This is a genomic window from Parashewanella spongiae, assembly GCF_004358345.1.
Classification (GTDB): Bacteria; Pseudomonadota; Gammaproteobacteria; order Enterobacterales; family Shewanellaceae; genus Parashewanella; species Parashewanella spongiae.
In genome coordinates this window covers 3,562,419-3,587,041 of the sequence record NZ_CP037952.1, presented here as the reverse complement: position 1 = coordinate 3,587,041, position 24,623 = coordinate 3,562,419, and the positions used below count along the sequence as shown (strand labels likewise).

At 36.3% G+C, this 24,623-nt stretch carries 23 protein-coding genes and 1 pseudogene; 19 read left to right on the top strand and 5 right to left on the bottom strand.

Going from position 1 to position 24,623, the window contains the following annotated elements:
* The first annotated feature begins 219 nt into the window (after positions 1-219).
* The 19 genes from rfaH (at position 220) to galU (ending at position 20,618) form a co-directional block, all read left to right on the top strand.
* Positions 220-726, top strand: a complete 507-nt coding sequence (gene rfaH / locus E2I05_RS14130; protein ID WP_121852793.1) for a transcription/translation regulatory transformer protein RfaH — start codon at positions 220-222, stop codon at positions 724-726.
* 495 nt (positions 727-1,221) lie between these two features.
* Positions 1,222-3,819: an SLBB domain-containing protein gene (locus E2I05_RS14125; RefSeq protein ID WP_121852792.1), complete on the top strand. Its 2,598-nt coding sequence runs from the start codon at positions 1,222-1,224 to the stop codon at positions 3,817-3,819.
* A 101-nt stretch (positions 3,820-3,920) separates the two neighbouring features.
* Positions 3,921-4,862, top strand: a complete 942-nt coding sequence (locus E2I05_RS14120; RefSeq protein ID WP_121852812.1) for a Wzz/FepE/Etk N-terminal domain-containing protein — start codon at positions 3,921-3,923, stop codon at positions 4,860-4,862.
* Positions 4,863-5,065: 203 nt separating this feature from the next.
* Complete coding sequence (gene rfbB, locus E2I05_RS14115; protein WP_121852791.1) at positions 5,066-6,136, top strand: dTDP-glucose 4,6-dehydratase; 1,071 nt, start codon at positions 5,066-5,068, stop codon at positions 6,134-6,136.
* Positions 6,137-6,274: 138 nt separating this feature from the next.
* Positions 6,275-7,159: a glucose-1-phosphate thymidylyltransferase RfbA gene (gene rfbA / locus E2I05_RS14110; protein ID WP_121852790.1), complete on the top strand. Its 885-nt coding sequence runs from the start codon at positions 6,275-6,277 to the stop codon at positions 7,157-7,159.
* 7 nt (positions 7,160-7,166) lie between these two features.
* Entirely contained in the window at positions 7,167-8,048 is an 882-nt protein-coding gene (gene rfbD / locus E2I05_RS14105) for a dTDP-4-dehydrorhamnose reductase (RefSeq protein WP_121852789.1), read from the top strand.
* A 3-nt stretch (positions 8,049-8,051) separates the two neighbouring features.
* A complete protein-coding gene (rfbC, locus tag E2I05_RS14100; protein ID WP_121852788.1) occupies positions 8,052-8,597 on the top strand; it encodes a dTDP-4-dehydrorhamnose 3,5-epimerase in 546 nt (181 codons plus the stop codon).
* Positions 8,587-10,038, top strand: coding sequence for an MATE family efflux transporter (locus E2I05_RS14095; RefSeq protein ID WP_121852787.1), 1,452 nt, complete (start codon positions 8,587-8,589; stop codon positions 10,036-10,038). The genes rfbC and E2I05_RS14095 overlap by 11 nt, the downstream gene beginning before the upstream one ends.
* Positions 10,038-10,556 carry an acyltransferase gene (locus E2I05_RS14090; RefSeq protein ID WP_121852786.1) on the top strand — a complete coding sequence of 173 codons (519 nt, stop codon included), beginning with the start codon at positions 10,038-10,040 and terminating at the stop codon, positions 10,554-10,556. The genes E2I05_RS14095 and E2I05_RS14090 overlap by 1 nt, the downstream gene beginning before the upstream one ends.
* A complete protein-coding gene (locus tag E2I05_RS14085; RefSeq protein WP_121852785.1) occupies positions 10,546-11,436 on the top strand; it encodes a glycosyltransferase family 2 protein in 891 nt (296 codons plus the stop codon). The genes E2I05_RS14090 and E2I05_RS14085 overlap by 11 nt, the downstream gene beginning before the upstream one ends.
* 199 nt (positions 11,437-11,635) lie before the next feature.
* Positions 11,636-12,709 (top strand): hypothetical protein, encoded by a 1,074-nt coding sequence (locus E2I05_RS14080; RefSeq protein ID WP_133309706.1) that lies wholly within the window; start codon positions 11,636-11,638, stop codon positions 12,707-12,709.
* Positions 12,706-13,593 carry a glycosyltransferase family protein gene (locus E2I05_RS14075; RefSeq protein ID WP_121852783.1) on the top strand — a complete coding sequence of 296 codons (888 nt, stop codon included), beginning with the start codon at positions 12,706-12,708 and terminating at the stop codon, positions 13,591-13,593. The genes E2I05_RS14080 and E2I05_RS14075 overlap by 4 nt, the downstream gene beginning before the upstream one ends.
* A 6-nt stretch (positions 13,594-13,599) precedes the next feature.
* Positions 13,600-14,751 (top strand): glycosyltransferase family 4 protein, encoded by a 1,152-nt coding sequence (locus tag E2I05_RS14070; RefSeq protein WP_121852782.1) that lies wholly within the window; start codon positions 13,600-13,602, stop codon positions 14,749-14,751.
* Positions 14,752-15,333, top strand: a complete 582-nt coding sequence (locus E2I05_RS14065) for a sugar transferase (RefSeq protein ID WP_121852781.1) — start codon at positions 14,752-14,754, stop codon at positions 15,331-15,333.
* Positions 15,326-15,982, top strand: coding sequence for an acetyltransferase (locus E2I05_RS14060; RefSeq protein WP_121852780.1), 657 nt, complete (start codon positions 15,326-15,328; stop codon positions 15,980-15,982). The genes E2I05_RS14065 and E2I05_RS14060 overlap by 8 nt, the downstream gene beginning before the upstream one ends.
* Positions 15,976-17,151 carry a DegT/DnrJ/EryC1/StrS family aminotransferase gene (locus E2I05_RS14055; RefSeq protein WP_121852779.1) on the top strand — a complete coding sequence of 392 codons (1,176 nt, stop codon included), beginning with the start codon at positions 15,976-15,978 and terminating at the stop codon, positions 17,149-17,151. Before E2I05_RS14060 ends, E2I05_RS14055 begins: the two co-directional genes overlap by 7 nt.
* Positions 17,152-17,177: 26 nt before the next feature.
* The gene (locus E2I05_RS14050; protein WP_121852778.1) at positions 17,178-18,344 is read left to right on the top strand and encodes a nucleotide sugar dehydrogenase; all 1,167 of its coding nucleotides are present in this window, start codon (positions 17,178-17,180) and stop codon (positions 18,342-18,344) included.
* A 74-nt stretch (positions 18,345-18,418) separates the two neighbouring features.
* Positions 18,419-19,423, top strand: a complete 1,005-nt coding sequence (locus tag E2I05_RS14045; RefSeq protein ID WP_121852811.1) for an NAD-dependent epimerase — start codon at positions 18,419-18,421, stop codon at positions 19,421-19,423.
* Positions 19,424-19,727: 304 nt separating this feature from the next.
* Positions 19,728-20,618: a UTP--glucose-1-phosphate uridylyltransferase GalU gene (gene galU / locus E2I05_RS14040; protein WP_121852777.1), complete on the top strand. Its 891-nt coding sequence runs from the start codon at positions 19,728-19,730 to the stop codon at positions 20,616-20,618.
* Between the two features lie 271 nt (positions 20,619-20,889).
* Here galU and E2I05_RS14035 read toward each other — a convergent pair.
* The 5 genes and pseudogenes from E2I05_RS14035 to E2I05_RS14015 form a co-directional block, all read right to left on the bottom strand.
* Positions 20,890-21,735, bottom strand: a pseudogene (locus tag E2I05_RS14035) (ISAs1 family transposase); the annotation flags it as partial.
* 24 nt (positions 21,736-21,759) lie between these two features.
* Positions 21,760-22,197, bottom strand: coding sequence for a transposase family protein (locus E2I05_RS14030; protein ID WP_133309704.1), 438 nt, complete (start codon positions 22,195-22,197; stop codon positions 21,760-21,762).
* A gap of 98 nt (positions 22,198-22,295) precedes the next feature.
* Positions 22,296-23,357, bottom strand: coding sequence for a hypothetical protein (locus E2I05_RS14025; protein ID WP_121855241.1), 1,062 nt, complete (start codon positions 23,355-23,357; stop codon positions 22,296-22,298).
* Between the two features lie 157 nt (positions 23,358-23,514).
* Positions 23,515-24,153: a site-specific integrase gene (locus E2I05_RS14020; protein ID WP_243641170.1), complete on the bottom strand. Its 639-nt coding sequence runs from the start codon at positions 24,151-24,153 to the stop codon at positions 23,515-23,517.
* Positions 24,154-24,312: 159 nt separating this feature from the next.
* Positions 24,313-24,552: a hypothetical protein gene (locus tag E2I05_RS14015; RefSeq protein ID WP_207805351.1), complete on the bottom strand. Its 240-nt coding sequence runs from the start codon at positions 24,550-24,552 to the stop codon at positions 24,313-24,315.
* Positions 24,553-24,623: the final 71 nt, after the last annotated feature.

The window sequence follows — 24,623 nt, the reverse complement described above, 5'->3', positions numbered from 1 at the left end:
ATAGAAAGTCAATTCTGTGGCATTGTTCGCTTTTTTTTTCGTCAACAAAAAGAGCGATAATCAGCTAATATTTAGAGGGTTAATCGAAGGAAATTTAACCGTTGTAAAATTATTAATTTTTTTGTGATAAATCTCTTTCATAAGCGTCAATATGTTTGATATTATCATCCGCCGCGACAGTGGATTGCCGCGGGTTCAGTTTATGAGAAGGAAAAGAAAATGAAAGCTTGGTATTTGTTATATTGTAAACCAAAGAGTGAAGTAAGAGCTCAGCAAAATTTACAAATCCAAGAAATTGAAACATATTTACCTTTATATAAAGAGCAAAAAAAATTACGCTCAGGTAAAACGACTGAAGTAAAAGTGCCTCTTTTTACCAACTATTTGTTTATTCGTTTTGATCCCAAGGTAGTTCCTGTTAGTCGCATACACTCAACTCGTGGTGTTAGCCAAATTGTTGGCTGCAAAGAAAAGATGACGCCACTCGATGATGAGTTAATCGAATCCATTCGTTTTAATGTCACCAAACAGCTTAATGAAGCAATACCTGATGAATTTTTTATGAAAGGTGATGAAGTTAGATTTATCGATGGTCCTTTTAAAAACATTGAAGGAGTCTTTGATGAAAAATCCGGTGAAAAAAGGTGCTTTGTTTTGTTAAAGATAATGGGGCAAATGAAAAGAGTTCATGTTGTTGATGAATTTGTTGAAAAAATCAGCGCTTAAATCATTGTGATATTGAACTTGTTTTTTCAATACAAAGTGCAAAGTTTTGAAAGAAAATTTATTGACAAAATTGTATCGAATGGTGTTTTTACGAACAGCAATCGGCTTAGCTATAAGGTAGAATAAACAATCTAGTAATGATTATGTATATTCAAAAAACACGTATACATAATCACTATTAGCTACAACAAAAAATATATATTTTCGCATTGCGAAGGGCAAGTTGAAGCCGTAATCTATGGGCGGTAGCGTGTCTGAAAGGCAGTGGAGTGAATGTTTCATTCCATAAACTACCGCCGAAGAGCCTATGGCTCGCCACGTGGGTTGGTAGCACTTAAAAGCTGACTGTATGAATAACTTCGTGTATCGAGTTACAACAAAAATCATAAATTTATTAATCTCAAGCTAAAATAATTTGCATCTGACATTTGCAATCTAAAATTATTTGTAATTAGCAAATTAACCATGTCTGAATCAATCATCTGGAGACTTAACGTGTTTCAAAAAGCAAAACAATTAGTTGCTTTCGGTCTAGCAGTTACTGCTTTGGCAGGGTTCCACGCGAATGCGATAACACCAACACCTCAAATGCTTGAGCAGTTCAAAAACTTGCCAAAATCAGAACAAGAAAAACTTGCAAAACAATATGGTGTAGATCTTGGCTCTTTCTCTGGAAGTAATGCTTCAACGAAACTTGAAACACCATTGTTAGTTAAACCGAGAGAACAAGGCATAAATAGCTCAGATTCATGTTTGAATAGAGATGCATATCAAAAGCTAAATCGATATGAGAAGAAAAAATACGATTTACGCAAAAAAGAAGACTCAACTGTGAAGTCAGGTGTTGAACAGGTTGACTCAGATACAAAACTTTATTGTAGAACAGATATAAGTCTGCCAGGGCTCGCGAGCGTTAATGAAGAAAAAAAAGAAAGAGAACTTAAATTTTTCGGTTACGAAATGTTCGCGAGTAGTCCAACTACATTTGCGCCGGTAACTGATGTACCAATTCCTTCCAACTATATGGTTGGCCCTGGAGACATATTAAATATTCAGCTTATTGGGAAAGAAAGCGCTGAATATAGCCTAACAATAGGTCGTGATGGGAATATTCAATTTCCAAATTTAGGTCCCATTTCCTTAGTGGGTCTTAATTTTGAACAAGTGCGTAATAAATTAATAGGTAAAGTCAACGAAACCATGATTGGCGTAGAGGCAAACGTCAGTATGGGTGAGCTTCGTTCTATTCGGATATTTATAACGGGTGATGCGTATCAACCGGGTTCTTACACTGTGTCAAGTTTAGCTACTATAACCCAAGCTTTATTTGTTTCAGGTGGACTAAATGAAATTGGCTCGCTGCGAAATATTCAGTTAAAGCGTGCGGGAAAAATTGCAGCAACCTTAGACTTGTACGATCTGCTTTTAAAGGGTGATGCCTCAGGAGACCGACGTTTACAAGCTGGCGATGTGGTGTTCATTCCTTCTCGTGGTGGTCATGTTAGCGTAAGTGGTGAAGTACTTAGGCCAGCCATGTATGAAATTAAGCAAGGTGAAACAGTACAGCAAGCTATTAATATGGCGAGTGGCTTTAAACCGAATGCATTTACCGAGGGTGTAAACATTCAACGCTTTAACCGTAATGGACTGACATCGGTTGTATCATTAGATATGACAACTATTTCCGGAAAAAAATTACAGCTTAAAAATGGTGACTTTATTCGCGTTGATCAAGTTTCTGAGCGAGTTGAAAATGCAATTGAAATTTCTGGTTCAGCGATCAGAACGGGCCAATATCAATGGCGTAAGGGCATGAAAGTCTCGGATTTACTCACATCAGTACGTGGTAGTTTGAAAGCAAATGCGGATCTTGATTATTCATTAATATCACGTGAAATTAATCATCGAGGTGATATCGAAATCCTACAATTCTCTATAGGTAATGCTATTAATGATAAACAATCAAAAGATAATATTGAACTGCAACCTCGAGATAGCATCATTATTTTTGAATATGCAGACCGTGCAGAACAACTAGAACCTATTCTCAATAAATTGAGCCAACAAACGCGACATGGCCAGCCTGCAAAAGTTGTTGAAATTAACGGTAATGTAAGATTTCCTGGATACTATCCATACGCTAAAAGCTCTCGAATTAAACAGTTGATTTCAGCTGCAGGCGGAATGGAAGAAGGCAGTTACACTAGAGCTGCAGAGCTCACAAGGCAAGTTATTCTGCCGGATACTGGCGTCAAAGTATTACATAGCCAATTAAACCTAAACGGGGTTATGGAAAACGATTCCTCACAAAACATCAAGTTACAGTCAAGAGATGTATTAACGGTTCGAACATTACCAGATTGGCAAGAAACTCGTTGGGTTACTATTAAAGGTGAAGTTCATTTCCCTGGTACCTATAGTATTCAGCGTGGTGAATCGATGAAAGATGTTATCGAACGTGCTGGTGGTTTAACAGAAGATGCGTTTCCTTTTGGCGCGGTGTTTTTAAGAGCGTCTGTAAAAGAAAAAGAAGAACGTGAGCTAGTTCAGCTTGCTGATGAATTAAGGCGTGAAATTGCAGCAAAAGCATTGACGAAAGATGGTGCTACAATCGGATTTCAAGAAGCACAACTGATGTTAGATCAATTACAAAATGTCGAGGTTCTAGGTAGGCTAAGTATAGATCTTCCTTCAATTGTTACTGGTCAACAGTCTTCTGATATTGTTTTGGAAGCTAATGATGAATTACTTATTCCGTCGAGAAACCAAACTGTTTCAGTGATGGGGCAAGTGCAATATCCAAGTACTCATCGTTTTATCAGTGGTATCGAGTTTGATGATTACTTAGCAAAAGCAGGCGGCTCTCGTAAGCGAGCTGACGAAGATAGAGCATATATTCTTCGCGCTAATGGTTCGGTAATATTCCCTGAGTCTAACTGGTTAGAAAGTGGCACTAAAATGATGCCTGGCGATACAATAGTGGTACCATTAGATACAGAGTATAAAGATAGACTAACACTGTGGCAGCAAGTTACTTCAATCATTTATAACAGCGCTGTGGCCGTTGCATCAGTTGCTCGAATCAATAATTAAGTATCAGTTAAACAAATCATTTCATAAAAGGAGCGCTTTAAACTCCTTTTATTAATATGTTTATACTCGCGAGAGCAAGCATTAATTGGCTAAGAATAAATATGAACAAAAACCTACCTGAACTAAACAACTTCCAAGATGATGAAATAGATTTAAAAGAACTATTTTCTGTTATCTGGTTAGGAAAGTGGTTGATCATCGCAATAACAGTAGTGTTTGCTATTGGCTCGGTCATTTTTGCTTTACAACAACCTAATATTTATAAATCAGAAGCTTTGTTGTCACCGGTTTCAGAAACAAAAGGTGGAGGAGGACTATCTGCTTTAGCTGGGCAGTTTGGCGGCCTAGCAAGTTTAGCAGGTATTAATTTAGGTGGCGGAGCAGGCGATAACAGTCAGCTTGCGGTTGAAATCATTAAATCGCGTCAATTCACCAGTAACTTCATTGAAAAACACGATATCCTTGCGGATTTAATGGCCGTAAAAAAGTGGAATAGAGATGCGAATACAATTAGTTATGATGCTGATATATATGACATTGAAAATAAAAAGTGGACTCGTGAAGTAAAAGCACCTTTTAAACCAGAACCTTCGATGCAAGAAGCCTACAAAAATTTTGTAAAAATATTGAATGTAAGCAAAGATAAAGAAAGTGGCATGGTAACACTTTCGATAGAGCACCAATCACCGTATATTGCGCAAAAATGGGTTACTTGGCTAGTGCAAGATATCAACCAAGTAATGAAAACTCGCGAAGTTACTGAAGCAAAAAAGAGCATTACCTTCTTAAACTCTCAGATCAAGCAAACCAATGTTGCAGATATTAAGTCAATTCTGTTTAATCTGATTGAAGAACAAACAAAAACAATCATGTTTGCAGATGTTCGTGATGAGTACATATTCAAAACCATTGATCCGGCACTAGTACCAGAAGAAAAATCAAAACCTAAAAGAGCACTAATTTGTGTTCTAGGGACAATGCTAGGTGGGATGCTAGGTGTAATGATTGTTTTAATCAGACATTTTGTTAAAAAAGAAGATTAAAAATTTTAGCCTATTGGGACGGTTTTTGACAAAACCGTAAAAGCTAGGGTTTACAATGGATAGCGTGATTTAACCTGTCTCAAAATGAATGAAAAGTGTCTCAGGTATAGTTAAATGTCTGAGTCTCTGAGATGAATAAATTCAATTTTTGAAACTAAATATTGTCAATATTTAGCTCAAATTTAACCAGTTCGGAAGCAAGAATGAAGATTTTAGTCACAGGTGGTGCAGGCTTTATTGGCTCTGCAGTGGTTCGTCATGTCATTAATCATACCAAAGATAGCATCATCAATGTCGATAAATTGACTTATGCAGGTAACCTTGAATCATTGAAAAGTGTGGAAGGAAACGAACGCTACGTTTTTGAGAAAGTGGATATTTGCGACCCTACTGAATTAGACCGCGTATTCAAAACACATCGACCTGATGCGGTTATGCATTTAGCTGCTGAATCACATGTTGATCGTTCAATTACTGGCCCTTCTGATTTTATTCAAACTAATATTGTCGGTACTTATACTCTGCTTGAAGCAACCCGTGAATATTGGAATGGATTATCGGTTGATGCCAAGAAAGCATTTCGTTTCCATCATATTTCAACGGATGAAGTTTATGGCGATTTGCCACATCCCGATGAAGTTTCGGACGATGATAAATTACCACTATTTACAGAAGAAACATCATACGAGCCAAGCAGTCCATATTCGGCTTCAAAAGCATCAAGCGATCATTTAGTGAGAGCATGGTTACGTACCTATGGATTGCCAACAATGGTAACCAACTGCTCCAACAATTATGGTCCATACCATTTTCCTGAGAAATTGATCCCATTAGTCATTCTTAATGCATTAGAAGGTAAGGATTTACCTATTTATGGTAAAGGTGATCAAATTCGTGATTGGTTGTATGTAGAAGATCATGCCAGGGCGCTTTATAAAGTCGTTACTGAAGGGCAAGTGGGCGAAACTTACAATATTGGCGGGCATAACGAAAAACGAAATGTTGAAGTGGTACAAGCAATTTGTAGCATTTTAGATTCGTTGGTACCAAAAGACTCTTTATATACAGAGCAAATTACCTATGTTGCTGACCGTCCAGGTCATGATAGACGTTATGCTATTGATGCAACAAAAATGAGCAATGAACTCAATTGGACGCCAGAAGAAACTTTTGAAACTGGCTTACGTAAGACAATTGAATGGTATCTTGATAACAGCGCTTGGTGTAAAAATGTTCAAGATGGTTCTTATCAAAGAGAACGTTTAGGTTTGTAGCCTTATCACTTCTGTGTATACAGAATTCAATCGATTTTCGAACGACACTGGATTACCATAGACCTGGGTATTCAGTGGGTTTGGTTTTGTTTAGCTTACTTATTTTTGAGTTCGATGACTCAAAAGGCAGGATTTTCAATGAAAGGCATAGTATTGGCCGGTGGCTCTGGTACTCGTTTATATCCATTAACACGTGGTACATCAAAACAGATGTTGCCAATATATGACAAGCCAATGATCTATTACCCTATATCAACATTAATGTTAGCGGGTATTAGAGACATTCTCATCATTACAACACCTGAAGACCAAGCTGGTTTTATGCGTTTACTCGGCGACGGCAGTGATTACGGCATAAATCTTGAGTATGCAATCCAGCCATCGCCTGATGGCCTTGCACAAGCCTTCTTAATTGGTGAAGAGTTCATCGGTGATGACTCTGTTTGTTTAGTTCTTGGTGATAATATTTTTTATGGCCAATCATTCAGTGCACAATTACTGAATGCGGTAGAGAAAACAAAAAGCGGTTTGGCAACAGTATTTGGATATCAAGTAAAAGATCCTGAGCGGTTTGGTGTGGTTGAATTTGATTCTGATATGAGAGCAGTTTCTATTGAAGAGAAACCAGCGAATCCTAAATCGAACTATGCCGTAACGGGGTTATATTTTTATGATAATCGAGTTGTCGAACTTGCTAAAAAGGTCGAGCCGTCGCATCGTGGTGAGTTAGAAATAACTACGCTTAATGAAATGTATTTGCATCACGAGTCGTTGAATGTTGAGCTATTGGGACGTGGTTTTGCGTGGTTAGATACAGGGACCCATGAAAGCCTGCATGAAGCTGCGTCATTCGTTCAAACACTTGAGAACGTACAAGGATTAAAGGTCGCTTGCCTTGAAGAAATTGCATGGCGAAACGGGTGGTTGAGCTCTGAACGATTAGCGGAAATAGCAACTCCGATGTTAAAAAATGAATACGGGCAATATTTGCTGCGTCTTGTGTCGGAAAAGAAAGGGAAGTAATTAACTAATGCGGGTACTTCTTACCGGTTCCAATGGGCAAGTTGGTTTCTGCCTTAAGGAACAATTAACTGATGAAAAAGCAGCAACGTTATTAGCGCTGGATAAAACACAGCTTGATATAACCAATCGAGAGGCTGTCAATGCAGTCGTTAATAAATTTAAGCCAACTATTATCATCAATGCGGCGGCTTATACGGCTGTAGATAAAGCAGAAGATGATGTTGAACAGTGTTTTGCTATCAATCGTGATGGGCCTCTGTACCTTGCTCAAGCTGCACAAAGAATCGATGCCTCAATTTTGCATATTTCTACAGACTATGTTTTTGAAGGCAACAAACTGAATGAGTATGTTGAAAGTGATTCAACGAACCCTCAAGGTGTTTACGGTGAAAGTAAATTAGCCGGTGAATTAGCTGTTGCTGAGGCTTGCCATAAGCATATTATTCTTCGCACCGCTTGGGTATTTGGTGAGAACGGAAATAACTTTGTTAAAACAATGCTTCGTTTAGGTGCCATGCGCGAAAAGTTAAGTGTCGTTGGCGATCAATTTGGAGGGCCTACCTACGCAGGAGATATTGCTCATGCGTTACTCTGCATAGCTAAAAAGATTACTCAAGAAACGCAGATTAAATATGGTATATACCATTACTCTGGTTTGCCTCATGTCAGTTGGTGTGAGTTTGCAGAAGTGATTTTTAACAATGCGATGCATCAAGGATATTTGTCTAATAATATAGAGCTTGAGAGTATTACGACGGATCAATATCCAACACCTGCTAGGCGCCCGAATAATTCGCGCTTAAATACCAGCAAAATTTATAAACATTTTTCCATTACAGCAAGTGACTGGAAAAAAGTGTTAAATAACCTCGCGGCCTATACTGGATAAAAAATGAAAGTTATCGATACACATATATCTGATGTAAAAATTATTGAACCAACAGTGTTTGGAGATGAGCGAGGTTTCTTTATGGAAACTTGGCAACAAAAGAAGTTTGAAGAATTAGTTACAGGTAAACCTACAGAGTTTGTGCAAGACAACCATTCAAAATCCAAGAAAGGAATTTTGCGTGGTTTACACTATCAGACTAAAAATACACAAGGAAAACTAGTCCGTGTTGTCTCTGGCGAGGTTTTTGATGTCGCAGTTGATATTCGCAAAGATTCTTTTACTTATGGACAATGGGTTGGTGAGTATCTTTCGGCCGAGAACAAACGACAGTTATGGATACCAGAAGGCTTTGCTCATGGCTTTTATGTTACAAGTGAGGAAGCAGAATTTGTCTATAAATGCACTAATTATTATGATCCAAAATCAGAGATTTCTCTATCTTGGAATGATAAAAAATTAAATATCACATGGCCTTTAGTTGGACAACCTATCCTTTCAAAGAAAGATGAGTTAGCTGTACCTATTAGGGGGAAGGATGAATTTTAAGTTTTTTACATTGACTAAAAATCCATTCTTTTATCAAGCTTTAGCTATTTTCTTTGCAGTAATTAAAGGGCTTGTTTCAATAAAGCTACTTATTTTGATGGGTAACGAATCCTATGTAGTTGTAACTCAAATTTTAGTTTTTTCAGTGATTTTATATCAGTTGTCAATTTTAAGCTTTGACGGTCCTTTTGTAAAAAGCTCTATAAATAATACCCACTCGTATATTTATTCTAATGCTCTAAACTATGTAACTTATTCATCGATTTTCATTTTTATATTGATAGGAACTCTTTTTCCAAATATTTACTTAAGTAAACTTTGGGGTGGGAGTATAGAGCCTTTTTTTGTATATTTTTTTGTAATCTATTCTGTCATCTATACTTTAAGTTGCAGAAATTTAATTTATTTTCAATCAAAGAATAAACTAACACATTATTCTGTTTATCAGCTATTGCAATATATCGGTCAATTGCTTTCAGTTGTAATCGGATTTTACTTTAATTCAGTAATAATGGTTTTAAGTGTAATGATTACTTTCGAGTTTTCTTTATTGATTTTTGGTGCTAGATTTTCTAAGCAATTTTTCTGGGTTTATTTTGAAATGCAGTCTTATTACTGGTTGAGATCTAATACATATATGGCACTTGCACTAGTTTTTTCAGTACTTTCAATTTGGGCTATTAATAATATAGGTAGGCTGATAATACCTAACATGGGTGATTTGAATCAACTTGCTATGTATGGTGTTAGTATGTCAATCGCTTTACTAGGAGGGATATTCATAAATCCATTTTGTTCACTTCTCTTCCCGGTATTAGCAAAAAAAGAATCGTTTGAGCAGAATAAAAACAATACATTTATAGGTTTACTTCTAGTTACTATTACAACTTACTGTTGTTCATATTTCATATTGTTATTTTCTCCAGAACTACAGTCTTTAATAGCAAAACCAGAGTTATATCCTAGTTTCTTTTTTTATTCATTATCGGCATTAAGCCTAGTTTTATTAGGTAGTTCAAGAATATATTCGCTTTATTTTATAGTTAATGATCGTTTATCCAATGCAACCAGAATTTTTATTGTTAACGCAGTAGTAACGCTATTCTTATCCGTTTGCTTATTCAGGCCGTGGGGTATTATTGCTATTCCGTTTTCTATGTTAATGGGCATTTTTATTTCGCAATTGTTTTTTTATAAAGAAATTAATGAACTTATATGCATAAATAAATATGTAAAACAGAAAATGGCAACTTTCTTTGTTTTAATGTTTTTCTTAATCACGATTGGATTTCCAGTATATGCTGATGCTATTAGTTTTGGTAGCAGAGTAATGATTTATTTTTCGACACTTATTATTTTTTACTTTATGTTTAAAAAGCTATTTTTTTTGGATAAGTTGGTTTGTGATTTTAAGGTTTTATTTTTACGGAGTGAAAATTAATGCGATTTGTACATTTAATTAAACGAATCTTTCTAAAGTTAAATGAAAACAAAATTGAAAAATATAAAAACTTGAGAATTGGTCAATTTTGTCAGTACTCACTGGATAATCTAGATGGTATAGCACCCCAGCTAATAACTATTGGCGACCACTGTGTGATTGCTCCTAAAGCTGTAATATTAACTCATGATGCTTGTTTAGTACCAACCACTGGGAAATACGTTTTCAAAGAAGTAATAATAGGCAATAAAGTGTTTATTGGTTATGGCGCCGTCATCATGCCAGGTGTGATAATAGGTGATAATTGTGTTATAGGGTCAAATTCAGTAGTTACAAAGAATGTACCTTCGGATAGCGTTTATGCGGGAGTTCCAGCAAAATTCATTTGTAAAGTGAAAGAATTAGAAAATAAAAAAAATAGTGATCTTACTGAAGCAATATTTGATTGGAAAAAAGAAATAACTACTAAAGAAATATTACTTCAACAAAATAAGCTAGGTTTACATAATGAAAAGTAGTGAAAAGGTTAGCATTATTGTTGCAGCATATAATGCTGAAAAATATTTAGATGATTGTATTCAAAGTGTGATTTCGCAAACATATAAAAATTGGGAGTTAATTGTTGTCAATGATGGCTCTGTTGATTCAACTGGTAATATCGTCGAGCGTTATAAAAAGAAATATCAGAACATAAAGCTAATTAACCAATCAAATCAAGGTGCAATATCTGCAAGAAATAATGGTTTAAGATTCTCTAGTGGGGTATATTTTGTTTTATTAGATGCGGATGATATTCTTTATGAGTCTAAGCTCGAAAAGCAAGTTTCTTACTTCAATTCTCTTAATGACAAAGTATCTTTGGTTTTTGGTCGCTCACACATCTGTAATGAGGAACTTAAAGTAACAAGCGAGTCAGTGATTCATAACCCAGACAAAAATGGTTCATATTCTAGTAGATTATTAATAACAAATCTATTTCCCGTTCATGCTGCAATGTTTCGTTGGTCTCATGATATTGATTTTCACAGAACTAATATTGTAACAATTCCTGATTGGGAACTTTGGCTAGATGTTGCTGATAATGGCTTATTCAGATTCCACGATGACTTAGTTTGTGCTTATCGTCAACACTCTGATATGTCTGCTAAACAAGATAAATTTGACTATCAGATTCGTCAACGAGAGGGCTTGTATAAAAAAATTATTTCCAGTTCTACTTTCATAACCTCTTGCAGCAAGTCAAAGTTTGATGTGTACTTCACAACAGGTAGAGCAATTCATAAGTTCTGTGATTATGAGAAAGCAAGAAGTTACTATTTAAAAGCTTTAAAGAAGAAGCCTTATTCTGCAAAATGCTTACTTGCTCTGACTCTCACTTGGTTAAAAACGAATGTCTAGACAAATCGATTATCGAATAGCAAAATTTCTTTTTTGTTCAGTTGTGTACTTTTCATTGGTTTTTCCGATAGTTTTCCAAAGTTTCAAATTATTTTTGATTTGTGTTACACTTTTTTTTCATTTATATATTTTTGCAGATGTAAATTTAATATTACTTATGCAAAATATAATTTGATTTTTATATTAATGTTTAGTTTTATTGGTTTGTCTTGGAGTCTTTACGGCCCTACTTCTAGGTAACCCCGGTGCTTTGCCTCTTTTATCTGTTATGGCTGTCTATCCGCTTTTATTTTGTTTCTTTAGTTTTTTATATCAACATGAAATGGAGGGGAGAAGTGTAATCCGATTCTTTAAAATTTGCTCGTGGTCTCTGGTGTTTGTTCAATTAGCGTTTCTTACTTCATTTTTTGGATTAGATGGCCAATTTTTTTATCACTTAATTCTCAATGTGTATAGTGATTTGGCTGTTATTGACTCAGGTTCAACACATTTGATCTTCACATTACCTAATGTTGGAAGTTTACTGTTTTTGCTGCCGTTTTTCTTTTGTTATTACATGCTCAATGATAACGCAAGTTATATTGACTTAACCCTTCTATTATTAATGTTTATTATAGTAATACTTAGTGGGCGAAGAGCTTTTTTTGTTTCAGTGTTCTTATCAGTACTTTTTATTATTCCACCCATGATGTTTTTTAAGTTGTACTCAAAAAAGCTTTCCAGAAAAATATTTTATCTTTCATCATTAATAATAATTGCTATTATATTAGTTTTAAGTTTCACTGAGTTCAGCATGGTTTCTGTTGTCGAAAATATTAAAACAATAACTGATTTTGAAACAAATGCTGATAATTATGAAAGGTTAATGCAGTTTTTTTCACTTTATAATGGGTATGCAGACTATCCCATATTCGGATTAGGTGCTGGGGCTGTTGGTGAATATATCAGGTCACCAGAACAACCTTGGGCATACGAACTTTTTTATCTCTCATTTCTTTTCCAGTATGGAACATTTGGCAGTATTTTTTATTTATTTGGAGTTTGTTATATCACACTTTCGCTGCTTCATAAATTGAAGCTAAAACATGTCTATATTAATGAAAAAATAGTGATACTCTGTATCGTATCTGGTTTTTTGAGTTTTTTGATTGCAAATGGTAGTAATCCATATTTAGCAAAGTTTGATTATATGTGGGTTATATTCTTTCCATTGTATTTTAATATCTATATTAATAATTTATATAAGTTTAGAAATTCAGGTGTTAGTAAATGATTTACTCCATAGTTATACTGTATAATCCAAAAGAAACATCGACTATCGATGATTATGTCGAGATTGTTGATGAATCTGACATGACCTTTTTTGTGGATAACTCTAGTTCCAATAATTATGATATATTATCTTCATATGATGATAATAAAATATCCTACCTACCTTTAAGAAGTAACTTAGGTATTGCAACTGCTCAAAACTTTGCTTTAAAGAAAATATTGAATTCTAGTGAAAATGATTTAGATAAAGTGTTTTTCTTTGACCAAGACAGTAAGGTCAGCACTAACTTTATTTTGAGAATGTCAGAATCATTTAATGCTTTGTTAAGTAAAAAAATACCTGTCGGCTTGTTAGGGCCTTTACCTGTCAATAAAGCTACTGGTGTTGATTATCCAATAAAATCGGCTTGTTATGGTCAAGGGTGTGTGGGGTTGGATACTCGGTATACTCAGTTAGACTGTTTAATCTCATCAGGTTCAGTAACAAATGTAGGCGTTGTCAAAAAGTGCGGTCTGATGAAAGACGAACTTTTTATTGATTCAGTAGATCATGAATGGTCATGGCGAATACTTAATTTCGGATTTATTAATTTAATGGATCTTAATATTAAAATGAGTCATTTGTTTGGCGAAGGAGATATCAATTTTTTTGGTCTGGCAATAAGGAAAGGCAGTCCGATACGTTATTATTATTCATTTAGAAACTGGTTTTATTTGTTCAGGTTAAACTATGTTCCGTTTGAGTTCAAACTGAAAACATTACTTAAAATGCCAGTTAAGTTTTTTATTTACTTAGTTGTTTTTGATGATAAGTTTTCTAGGTTTAAATTTATGCTTAAAGGTATTTATCATGGTATTATTAATAAGTTTGGTATGTATAAGTAATAAATTATGAAAAAGAAAATTATATTCGTTTGTTCTTATGCGCCTTCATTAGTCACTTTTCGCGGAGATTTAATTACTAAGTTTGTAAATGAGGGATGGTCAGTTACATGCTTAGCACCATCAAGTGATAATGTTTTAATTGAAAAAATTACTGCTTTAGGTGCCGAATTCGTTAATGTAGAAATGGATAGGAAAGGTATTAATATATTTTCAGATATAAAATACTTTTTAAGTCTGATTCAAAAGATTAGATCTATAAAACCGAGTATTGTTCTTGCGTATACAATTAAGCCAGTAATATATTCCTCGATCGCATCATTCTTGTGTAAAGTTCCGCTGAGAGTTAGCTTAGTAACAGGTTTAGGAGAGTCTTTTTCTTCAATAAGAACTTTTAATCTTCGTTCATTTACTGATTTTAAAAGTTATTTAATTTCATATTGTGCACGTTCGTTGTTTAAATTAGGTTTGTATTGCAGTACAAATATTCTTTTTCAGAATAATGATGATAAAAATATGATCCTAGAAAGTAGTTCTCTTCGAAGTGATAATATGAATATAACAAATGGAAGTGGCGTGAATTTAGCTCATTACCCTTTCCGGAAACGATATCTAACTGCACTAGATACGTTGAGGTTTGTAATGGTCTCAAGAATTATTAAACCTAAAGGAGTTATGCACTTCCTCGAATGTGCAAGGAACATTAAAAAAACTTATCAAAATGTTGAGTTTCATTTGGTTGGTTGGTTCGATGAGGGTAGTGATATTCTGTCTAGTGATTTACAACCTTATATCTTGAATGGAGATATAATTTTCCATGGAAAACTTGACAATGTATACACGATTCTTAACAAATGTGATATTTTTGTCTTGCCTTCTTATTACCCTGAAGGTACACCACGAACAATACTTGAAGCCATGTCAAGTGGTATGCCAATAATTACTACTGATTCAGTCGGGTGCAGAGAAACTGTCTTACCTGAATATAATGGATATTTAATTACTACTAAGTCAACCTGTAGTCTGGAAAAATCATGCGAACATTTTCTGAATAATAGAGATTTAGTTACATCTTTAGGTAAAAATTCTTATGCACTAGCTTCAGAAAAATATTGTGTTCATAATGTTAATAGACATATTTTTGAAATATTAGGTATTTAGATGTTAAAGAGGTTGTTTGATATATTCGTTTCTTCAGTTGCTTTACTAATTCTTTCACCAATATTCTGCTTACTTTGCTTACTTGTTTATATATTTATGGGCTCACCGATTATATTTATACAGGTTAGACCAGGATTAAATGGGAAGTTATTCAATATATATAAATTTCGTACTATGGTTGATATTGTAGGCGACGATTCCGCAAGATTGAATTCATTTGGCTCGTTTTTAAGAAAAAGTAGTTTAGATGAATTACCTGGGTTATGGAATGTGCTCAAAGGTGACATGAGTTTGGTGGGTCCTCGGCCTCTTTTATCTCAGTATTTGCACTTGTACAGCAAAGTGCAAGCTTCTCGTCATAATGTAAGACCTGGCATAACTGGCTGGGCTCAAGTTAACGGCCGTAACGCTATTAGTTGGGAACAAAAGTTTGAACTTGATGTATGGTATGTAGAAAATCAAACTTTTTGTTTAGATATTAGAATTCTGCTTTTAACAGTAAAAAAAGTCTTAATTAAAGAAGGGATTTCTGCAGATGGTCATGCCACTATCGAACCTTTCAGAGGTAATAATAATGAATAGTTGTGCAATTCTCGGAGCCAGTGGTCATGGTAAGGTGATTGCGGAGATTGCGGAGTTAAATGGTTATAAAAAAGTCGATTTTTTTGATGATACTTGGCCTGAGTTAAAGACGGTGCATCATTGGTTGGTATTAGGCAATTCAGAAAGATTACTAGCGCTAGTTAGTCAGTACGACATTGTTGTAATTGCTATTGGCGACAATACTATTCGTCTTAAAAAGCAAATAGAGTTTCAAGCAAAAGGTGCAAATTTTTCGGTGCTTAAACACCCCTCTGCTATCGTTAGCCGGTACTCCGAGTTAGATGTTGGAACGGTTGTAATGGCAAATGCAGTTATAAATTCATTTGCTAGCATTGGTGTAGCTAGTATCGTTAATACCAGCGCAACGGTTGATCACGATTGTAAGCTTGGTAATGGTGTGCATATTAGCCCAGGAGTTAATTTAGCTGGCGGAGTTACTGTTGGTGAACTTTCATGGATAGGGCTCGGCGCTCAAGTTAAACAGTTAATTAATATTGGTGATCAAGTTATTGTTGGTGCAGGCTCAACTGTAGTCAATGATATCTCGAATAATCAAATTGTTATCGGTACCCCTGCAAAACCATTAGACAAATTCAAAGAACAAACTATCAAGGTGTCTCTGTGTTAAATACCCCTTTCTCTCCTTGGCCTTCTTTTACGCAAGAAGAAGCTAATGCTGTTTCTAATGTAATACTTTCAAATAAAGTTAATTATTGGACTGGTCAAGAAGGTCGTGAGTTCGAAAAAGAATTCGCGGCTTGGTCTAATGTCAAATATGCAGTTGCTTTAGGAAACGGTACTCTTGCACTGGAATTAGCTTTAAAGGCAATGGACATAGGTGATGGTGATGAAGTTATTACAACGCCTCGTACTTTTTTGGCTTCTGCTTCATCTATTGTAACGTCTGGTGCTTCCCCTGTTTTTGCTGATGTTGATTTAAACAGTCAGAATATAACTGCTGACTCAATAGAAGCAGTTTTAACAGAAAAAACTAAAGCTGTTATTGTTGTTCATTTGGCAGGAATGCCTGCTGAAATGGATGAAATTATGGCTTTATCAGATAAACATGGTTTTTATGTTATAGAAGATTGTGCTCAGGCACATGGCGCTAATTACAAGGGTAAATCAGTTGGCAGTATTGGTCATATAGGTGCTTGGAGTTTTTGTCAGGATAAGATCATGACAACTGGTGGTGAAGGTGGAATGGTCACTACCAATGACAAAACACTTTGGTCGAAGATGTGGTCTTATAAGGATCATGGTAAAAGTTTTGATGCTATTTATAACCGTGAACATCTCCCAGGTTTCCGCTGGTTACATGAAAGTTTTGGTACTAATTGGCGAATGACCGAGATGCAGGCCGTTATTGGACGTATTCAACTAAAAAGAATGCTTAACTGGACTGCTAAACGTCGATTTAATGCAAATGCAATTGATGAGGCTGTAGAAAATATTAATTGTGTGAGAGTAGTTGATGTACCTAATTACTCGACGCATGCAGAGTATAAGCATTATTTATTCGTTAGGCCAGAAAAATTAAAAACGGGCTGGACGCGTGATCGTATAGTTACTGAAATTACTGCGAAGGGTGTAGCAGCTTTTCAAGGTAGTTGCTCAGAAGTATATTTAGAAAAAGCGTTTGATGGCACCCCTTGGCGACCTGAAACACGCTTGCCTAATGCTGTTGAACTTGGCGAAACAAGCTTGATGTTTTTAGTTCATCCAACCCTTACCGAAGGTGAAGTAAGTAAAACAGCTTCAGTTATTCGAGAAGTTTTACTTCAAGCTTCTAGTTAGTCAACACTTATTAAGAAGTTGAGTTTATGAATATTACAATTGTAGGTACAGGTTACGTAGGTCTGTCAAACGCTGTACTACTAGCACAAAATAATAAAGTTACTGCTTTAGATGTTATTCAAGAAAAAGTTAACTTATTGAATAATAAAGTATCACCTATAGTTGATGCTGAAATTACTGACTATTTACAAACTAAATCTCTTAGCCTCATCGCAACCACTGATAAAAATGTAGCATTCAAAAATGCTGACTTTATCATTATTGCAACACCTACGGATTATGACGTAGAAACAAACTATTTTAATACCAGTTCAGTAGAAACGGTAATAAAAGACGTACTTGAAGTTAATTCTGATGCAGTAATAGTGATTAAATCTACTGTTCCTGTTGGTTATACAATAGAAATTAAAGAAAAGTTTAATTGCAATAATATCATCTTTTCACCTGAATTTTTACGTGAAGGTAAAGCATTATACGATAACTTACACCCTTCAAGAATTATTGTGGGTGAGCAAAGCGAGCGTGCTAAGAGGTTTGCTAATTTGCTGGCTGAAGGAGCGATAAAAGAAAATATCGAAGTCCTTTTTACTGATTCTACTGAAGCCGAAGCGGTTAAACTTTTTTCTAACACTTATCTTGCAATGCGTGTCGCTTATTTTAATGAGCTAGACAGCTATGCTGAGGCTCATGGTTTAGATTCTCGTCAAATTATTGAAGGAGTAGGTTTAGATCCTCGTATTGGTAGTCACTATAATAATCCATCTTTTGGTTATGGAGGTTATTGTTTACCTAAAGATACTAAGCAGCTAAGAGCCAATTACAAAGAAGTACCTAACAATATTATTAGCGCCATTGTTGATGCTAATACGACTCGCAAAGATTTTATTGCTGATTCTATCATTGCGAAAAATCCAAAGCGTGTGGGTATTTATCGCCTAATCATGAAATCAGGGTCTGATAATTTTAGAGCCTCTTCGATTCAAGGCATTATGAAGCGACTGAAAGCAAAGGGTATTGAGGTTGTTGTTTATGAGCCAGTATTGGATGAAGACGAATTTTTCCATTCTGAAGTGATTAAAGATTTAAATGCATTTAAATCAAGTTGTGATGTGGTTGTAGCCAACCGAATGGTCGATGATATTAAAGATATTGCAGACAAGATTTATACGCGCGACCTGTTTGGTAGCGATTAAGACTTGTTAACCTAAAGTTGAAGTAGATTAGACAAAATAGCCAGCTGTTTGCTGGTTTTTTTATGGGTGAAATTATGAAATATTTAGTAACGGGTGCAGCAGGTTTTATTGGTAATGCTGTTGTAGAGCGCTTAACAGCAGCTGGGCATTGTGTTATCGGTATTGATAATATGAATGACTATTATGATGTATCGTTAAAAGAAGCTCGACTAAAGCGCATTGAAAGCGAAAGCTTTACGTTTATTAAAATGGATTTGGAAGACAGAGAGGCCATCGCATCACTTTTTGAAGAAAAAAAATTTGATAAAGTGATTCACTTGGCGGCTCAAGCTGGTGTTCGTTACTCAATTCAAAATTCACATGCTTATGCTGACTCAAATTTAGTGGGGCATTTGAATATCCTTGAAGGTTGTCGACAAACTCAGGTTAAGCATTTGGTTTATGCTTCATCAAGTTCTGTTTACGGTTTAAATGAGAAAGTGCCGTTTTCAACTGCAGACTCGGTTGACCATCCTGTATCTTTATATGCAGCAACCAAGAAAGCCAATGAGTTGATGTCGCACAGCTATTCGCACCTTTATGATATTCCAACAACAGGATTACGATTTTTTACCGTTTATGGTGCTTGGGGAAGACCTGATATGGCGCCGTTTATTTTCACCAATAAAATCATCAATGGTGAAACAATCGACATCAATAACAATGGTGACATGTGGCGTGACTTTACGCATGTGAATGACATTGTTGAAGGCATCATGCGTATTGCCGATGTGATACCTAATCGTAATGATACTTGGGATGTTGAATCAGGTACGCCTGCAACCAGCTCAGCACCTTATGCAGTGTTTAATATTGGTCATGGTTCACCCATTAATTTGATGGAGTTTGTTGAGACCATTGAATCTGAATTGGGTATTGTGGCCAAGAAGAACTTTCGTGGAATGCAGCCTGGTGATGTGTATCGCACATTTGCCGATACACAAGATTTGTTTGACGCTACTGGCTATAAGCCACAGGTTTCAATCAAAGAAGGTGTTGCTGAATTGGTAAAATGGTATAAAGAATTTTACTCGGTTTGATTTTTTTGCTGTTCTCGTACTCTTTGTCACTCTAGTGCCCAAACACAATGAAGATGATTGAACAGTGATAACCGATCCAACATCATTCCCGAATGTTTTAATCGAGAATCCTGCGCCTTTGTCTTTTAACCGCTAGATTCCTGCTTTTGCAGTTATGCCGCAGAAGGTGAAGTCACTGGATACCCGATTTCTCGGGCATGAAAGTGTGAAGAATAAATAGCTACTGAATGCTCAATATTACTTGGTGTAGCGACAAGTTCACTATGTTACAAATATATCCATTAATTGAAGGAATATAAGTTAAATGAAAGCAGTAATTCCTGTTGCAGGTTTAGGAACCCGGATGTTGCCTGCAACCAAAGCCATCCCAAAGGAAATGCTACCTTTAGTTGATAAGCCATTAATTCAATACATTGTTGATGAATGTGTTGAGGCAGGCGTAAAGCAAATTGTTTTGGTTACTCATGCGAGTAAAAATGCCATTGAAAATCACTTTGATAAGCAATATGAGCTTGAGTCAACCCTGGAAAAACGTGTTAAGCGTCAGCTGTTAGAAGAAGTACAATCCATTTGTCCAAAAGACGTCACCATTATGCACGTTCGCCAAGGTGAGGCGAAGGGGCTTGGGCATGCGGTGTTATGTGCAAAGCCTTGCATTGGTAATAATCCATTTATGGTTCTTTTACCAGATGTTATTTTAGATGAATATACAGCTTGCCAAGAAACTGAAAATCTTGCCGCAATGAAAGCACGATTTGTTGAAACTCAGGCAAGCCAAATTATGGTTACACCCGTACCAGATCATGAGGTGAATAAGTACGGCATTGCCGATTGTGATGGTGTGGGTTTATACCCAGGGGATTCAACTAAAATTACCAGTATGGTAGAAAAACCTGCTGTTGATGAAGCACCATCAAATTTAGCGGTCGTTGGTCGCTACGTACTTTCGCAAAACATTTGGCCTTTGCTTGAAAGGACGCCTATTGGTGCAGGGGATGAAATTCAGCTGACCGATGCCATTGATATGCTGATTGAGCAAGAAACGGTTGAAGCATTTCATATGTCGGGCAAGTCACACGACTGTGGCGATAAGCTCGGTTATGCTAAAGCCTTTGTTCAGTACGGTTTAAACGACCCTAAATTAGGTGCTGATTTTAAAGCTTCGCTTGAAAAAATGCTCACTGAGCACCGTTAGAACCTCAGTTTTATTTTGACACTCGCTGAAAGCCCCGTAAGTCACTAGACTCGTGCTTTTTTAGTAAACCTTCACCAGCGTTCGGTCAACACCATGCTGGTGAAGGTTTACCATAACGCCAGCAAGTTCAAGCCTTTCGCAGCGCTCGAACGAATACTACTTCAACTCTTCTCCGTGTATCTTTGTCAAGTACCTTAATTACGCCGGCGTTAACAAACAACATTTAGTTTTGTATCAGTTTGACCGATTGAATGAATAGCTCAGGGCGGGATTATGCTTTGATGAAATATTCACCAAACAAAATCTCAGCCCTAAATTTTGCATCCCAGCAGGCTCTCTGCATCTTGCCAGCAACACTGTCTTTTGAAGAGTGACTTTTAACTAAGTTCAAAATCTTTCTTCTGATAGTAGCCAAATTTTTTGCACCATCATCAGCATAAATTTTACAGGCATCCTCTTTAAAAGTGACATCGAGAACCCAATGCTGACTATTTTCAATTGCCCAGTGCTTCCGTATATATTTAGCGATATCTTTCACATCACTGGCTAACGAAGTTATGTAGTAAGACGTTTCTTGACTTGATTTATTCTTCAGCTCTCGCATTCGAGTGACTTCAACAACGGCATGACTGCCTACAAATTTAGCTGCTTCGTCAAACCAATTTGTAATTGGCAAAAGGCGATAATGTCTTTCATTAATTCGTCCGTGCTCACCGTCTAATTCTGTAAAGTGATTCTTTTTTAAAAGCTCTGGTGTATCTCTATAGCACTTATGAAAATAAGCTTCAATTTCAGCAAGTAATTTACCTTGATTCTTTTTCACTTGAAGAACGTAATCACCTTTTCCCTCACGTATTAAGGCTGTAGTTTCTTTCTGGCAGTGCATGGCGTCAGCGGTAATCACTGCATTTTCAATGTCCATGTGTTTTAGCATGGATTGCATTACAGGGATTTCGTTCGTTTTAGTCGACGTTTCTTTTTGACGTATTATCAGTCCATTATCCACAACCATTGCCGTCATTAGTTGAAGCGCCGCTATGTCATCACCGTGTTTAGAGCCACAAGCAACTTTACCATCAAAACTGATATGCTCTTTACCATCTCGCTCCCGTAATGTATTGGAAAAGTGGAACCCATCAAATCACAGGATATCGAGGTAACAAATCAGTTCGATACTCATTATCGAGTAATTTCGAGTAAATACATTAAAGTTAAAGTAATTATATGCACTTAGATATTTAAAATAACTGATATCAACTGTTACCCAAGTTTGATTGGTTCCGGAAAAGTTAATAAAGCAAGACATCATACTTTCGGCTTTAACACCTCTAATTATCCGTCCGATTGAGTGTCGTGTCGGGATGCCATTACTAAATGGCCGATATTGTCTTAACCAATCTAATTGAGCTTCACCGAAAATGTTGATGGCTTTCCAGCCTGTAGCACCACAAAGCACTGCGGCAATTGTAAGAAAAATAATATCAGCTAAATCATACTCTTTATTAGCTTCAACACGATGATCTTCAACTTGTTCAATCTCTTTCATTACGTCCATAATCAGACTCAAATCAGTATTCATTTGTCGATCTGATCATCGTTACTCAGGAAAGTTCAAAATTGATTTAATTATTTTCAAGATCTAAAGCACGATCCCGCCCTGATGAATAGCTCTCTAGCCTACTCTTGTAATTGACTTTTTATTGTAAAGTATGCACCTTGGTCAAGTTCCTGAGCTTTTAACGGATCTTGATAGTGTGAAACCAATACCTGAAATTTCGCACAAAAAATGCTTTTAATGGCGTTTTCAATTTTTTTATAATCTGTTACGGGGAAGGATATAAACAATCGGAGTTCAGGATAGTTTCGGTGATGCTCTTTCAGACGCTCTTCTAAACGTTCATTGCTTTTTGAACCACCTACCTTAACTTGCTGATGATCAAGTGCAACAAAGTATACGTGTTCACTGGCGACCTTTCTGTCTTTTTTCGATGCTTGATGGGCTAATTGCTGTTTCACGTCATCAAATAAATCGTCTAATCGGTGTATGATTTTCATTTTTTGCTGGTGTGACAGATTGAGCTTGTTATGTATAAATCCTAGTATTTGAAAAATATTTTGATTGGTTATTTCGCAGGCTTCATCAAATGAGAGCCCAGAAGCTAACTGTTCACAAAGATAACGGCTATTATCTCTTTTAAACCATAAAGGAAATATTTGAGTATCAATGTTCATCAAATACTGCTTTGAATCATTAAATGGACAATGTAGATACTTTTTTACCTGACTTTTAGCATTGTTTTTTTTACTTGAATATTGGGTATTGATAGACAATTTAACGAGCTCATCAACTAATGAAACACCTTCAAGTTGTTTCATTAAATTCAATCGGTAAATAGTGGGATGTGATGCTTTGTCGTAACAAAAATTCGATGCATCAAAACGTAATCCGTTCGGTATTGAATAAGCGACAGGCAGTCCCCAGTGTTTTTTCATATAATCTGCAAAGTTGTCCTTATCATCGGTCATATTCTTAATGGCAGAGGCAAAAATAGACGTGATTGCTTTCGATTGATAGTTTGTGTACGTGCGTCTGAATAACACATTGAACACTCGACTGAACGTCGTGGAATGTGCTGGCATTTGCGTTAATTGCATCGTTAGCTCAGCAAACTTTTTACCATGCTCTCTGATCAACGTTTGGGCAAAGCTTTGGACTCCAACCTTCTTTTTACTCATCATCTTACCTCATCTTTAGCTGGACCATTGAGTCCAATTTTTTTAAGCAATAACCTCGCGACAAAGAGGTTCCTCTGGTCACGGATTACGTGCACCTCATAATGAATCACTCATGTGTTCCTGGTATTGCGAAAACGACGCCACTGGCGTAAATACTGAGTTAAACAATGCCTTTGTTTTGCATAAGAGCATCAAAGGCACTGCCATCAATGCGTGAAGCATTTGCAACATAAGGGGCGTAAATCTCAAACAATAACCGAGTGTCACTGTGTCCGAGCATTTGTGAAACATACAGTGGGTTTTCATGGGCTGAAATATGTAAAACCGCAGCAGTGTGGCGAGTCTCATAAGCGCGTCGGCGTTTCAAACCGGCTTTTTTTAGCGTCGGATACCAGAGTTTTTTACTCACGAAGTGTGTATCGAGCGGAATACCATTAGCATCTGTGAAGATATAATGATGGTCACCAATGTTGTCTTGAGCGGCAGTTTGTATACGTTTAAAGGCATTCAACAGAGTGTCGCACAGTTTGAGTGTGCGTCGTGACTTTGGCGTTTTGACATCGCAAGCTTCTCCATTAACCCAGTTTTGGCAGATGCGGATCAAACGATGTTCAAAGTCGATGTGCTGCCATTGCAGCCCGTGGATCTCGCAGCTGCGAAGCCCTGTCCAAAATCGGATCAAAAAGTAGTCTCGCCAGCTAGGCTCAACGGTCTTCAAAAATTGGCTGACTTCATTGATGGTCATTGGGGAAGATTCTGCTCGTTCTTCCTTTAACCTAAATATATCAGTTGAACGCACAATTTAACTTTAATCTATTGAAGTTAAATACAAGATTAAACAACCCGAATTCACCCATCAGGTGAGTTCTGAACATTCATATACTTGCCAAAATCACTGCTAGCTGCGTTATAAATTTTGCAAGTAGAACCACTACTTGCTGCTATTCATGCCTTGCTATCAATAATTTTTTCTGCGTATATGAACGCTCCCAACCGATTTATTTAGGTTTAATGAGCGATATCGCCTCAGAGGATAATCGAACTTATGCTCTTCTGCTGCGAGGCTAATAATCGCCACCAGTGGCCAGAGTATGTTGTTGATGCGGCGATTGGACAGCATTCTCTGACCATCGTTTTTTGTTTTCTCCATCAAGTCTTGTCGATAAAAATCCACTTGTGCTAACGTGACTTCACTCACCAGGGTGTTGCCAAAATACGGCAGTAAGGGACGTGGCGGAAGAATGTATACCAATTTTATCGTCACTCCAG

What these genes read in the sequence shown, in the direction of transcription:
- rfaH (WP_121852793.1), top strand. Translation starts at nt 220, where the DNA reads ATGAAAGCTTGGTATTTGTTATATTGTAAACCAAAGAGTGAAGTAAGA.
- E2I05_RS14120 (WP_121852812.1), top strand. Translation starts at nt 3,921, where the DNA reads ATGAACAAAAACCTACCTGAACTAAACAACTTCCAAGATGATGAAATA.
- rfbB (WP_121852791.1), top strand. Translation starts at nt 5,066, where the DNA reads ATGAAGATTTTAGTCACAGGTGGTGCAGGCTTTATTGGCTCTGCAGTG.
- rfbA (WP_121852790.1), top strand. Translation starts at nt 6,275, where the DNA reads ATGAAAGGCATAGTATTGGCCGGTGGCTCTGGTACTCGTTTATATCCA.
- rfbD (WP_121852789.1), top strand. Translation starts at nt 7,167, where the DNA reads ATGCGGGTACTTCTTACCGGTTCCAATGGGCAAGTTGGTTTCTGCCTT.
- rfbC (WP_121852788.1), top strand. Translation starts at nt 8,052, where the DNA reads ATGAAAGTTATCGATACACATATATCTGATGTAAAAATTATTGAACCA.
- E2I05_RS14095 (WP_121852787.1), top strand. Translation starts at nt 8,587, where the DNA reads ATGAATTTTAAGTTTTTTACATTGACTAAAAATCCATTCTTTTATCAA.
- E2I05_RS14090 (WP_121852786.1), top strand. Translation starts at nt 10,038, where the DNA reads ATGCGATTTGTACATTTAATTAAACGAATCTTTCTAAAGTTAAATGAA.
- E2I05_RS14085 (WP_121852785.1), top strand. Translation starts at nt 10,546, where the DNA reads ATGAAAAGTAGTGAAAAGGTTAGCATTATTGTTGCAGCATATAATGCT.
- E2I05_RS14075 (WP_121852783.1), top strand. Translation starts at nt 12,706, where the DNA reads ATGATTTACTCCATAGTTATACTGTATAATCCAAAAGAAACATCGACT.
- E2I05_RS14070 (WP_121852782.1), top strand. Translation starts at nt 13,600, where the DNA reads ATGAAAAAGAAAATTATATTCGTTTGTTCTTATGCGCCTTCATTAGTC.
- E2I05_RS14065 (WP_121852781.1), top strand. Translation starts at nt 14,752, where the DNA reads ATGTTAAAGAGGTTGTTTGATATATTCGTTTCTTCAGTTGCTTTACTA.
- E2I05_RS14060 (WP_121852780.1), top strand. Translation starts at nt 15,326, where the DNA reads ATGAATAGTTGTGCAATTCTCGGAGCCAGTGGTCATGGTAAGGTGATT.
- E2I05_RS14050 (WP_121852778.1), top strand. Translation starts at nt 17,178, where the DNA reads ATGAATATTACAATTGTAGGTACAGGTTACGTAGGTCTGTCAAACGCT.
- E2I05_RS14045 (WP_121852811.1), top strand. Translation starts at nt 18,419, where the DNA reads ATGAAATATTTAGTAACGGGTGCAGCAGGTTTTATTGGTAATGCTGTT.
- galU (WP_121852777.1), top strand. Translation starts at nt 19,728, where the DNA reads ATGAAAGCAGTAATTCCTGTTGCAGGTTTAGGAACCCGGATGTTGCCT.
- E2I05_RS14030 (WP_133309704.1), bottom strand. Translation starts at nt 22,197, where the DNA reads ATGAATACTGATTTGAGTCTGATTATGGACGTAATGAAAGAGATTGAA.
- E2I05_RS14025 (WP_121855241.1), bottom strand. Translation starts at nt 23,357, where the DNA reads ATGATGAGTAAAAAGAAGGTTGGAGTCCAAAGCTTTGCCCAAACGTTG.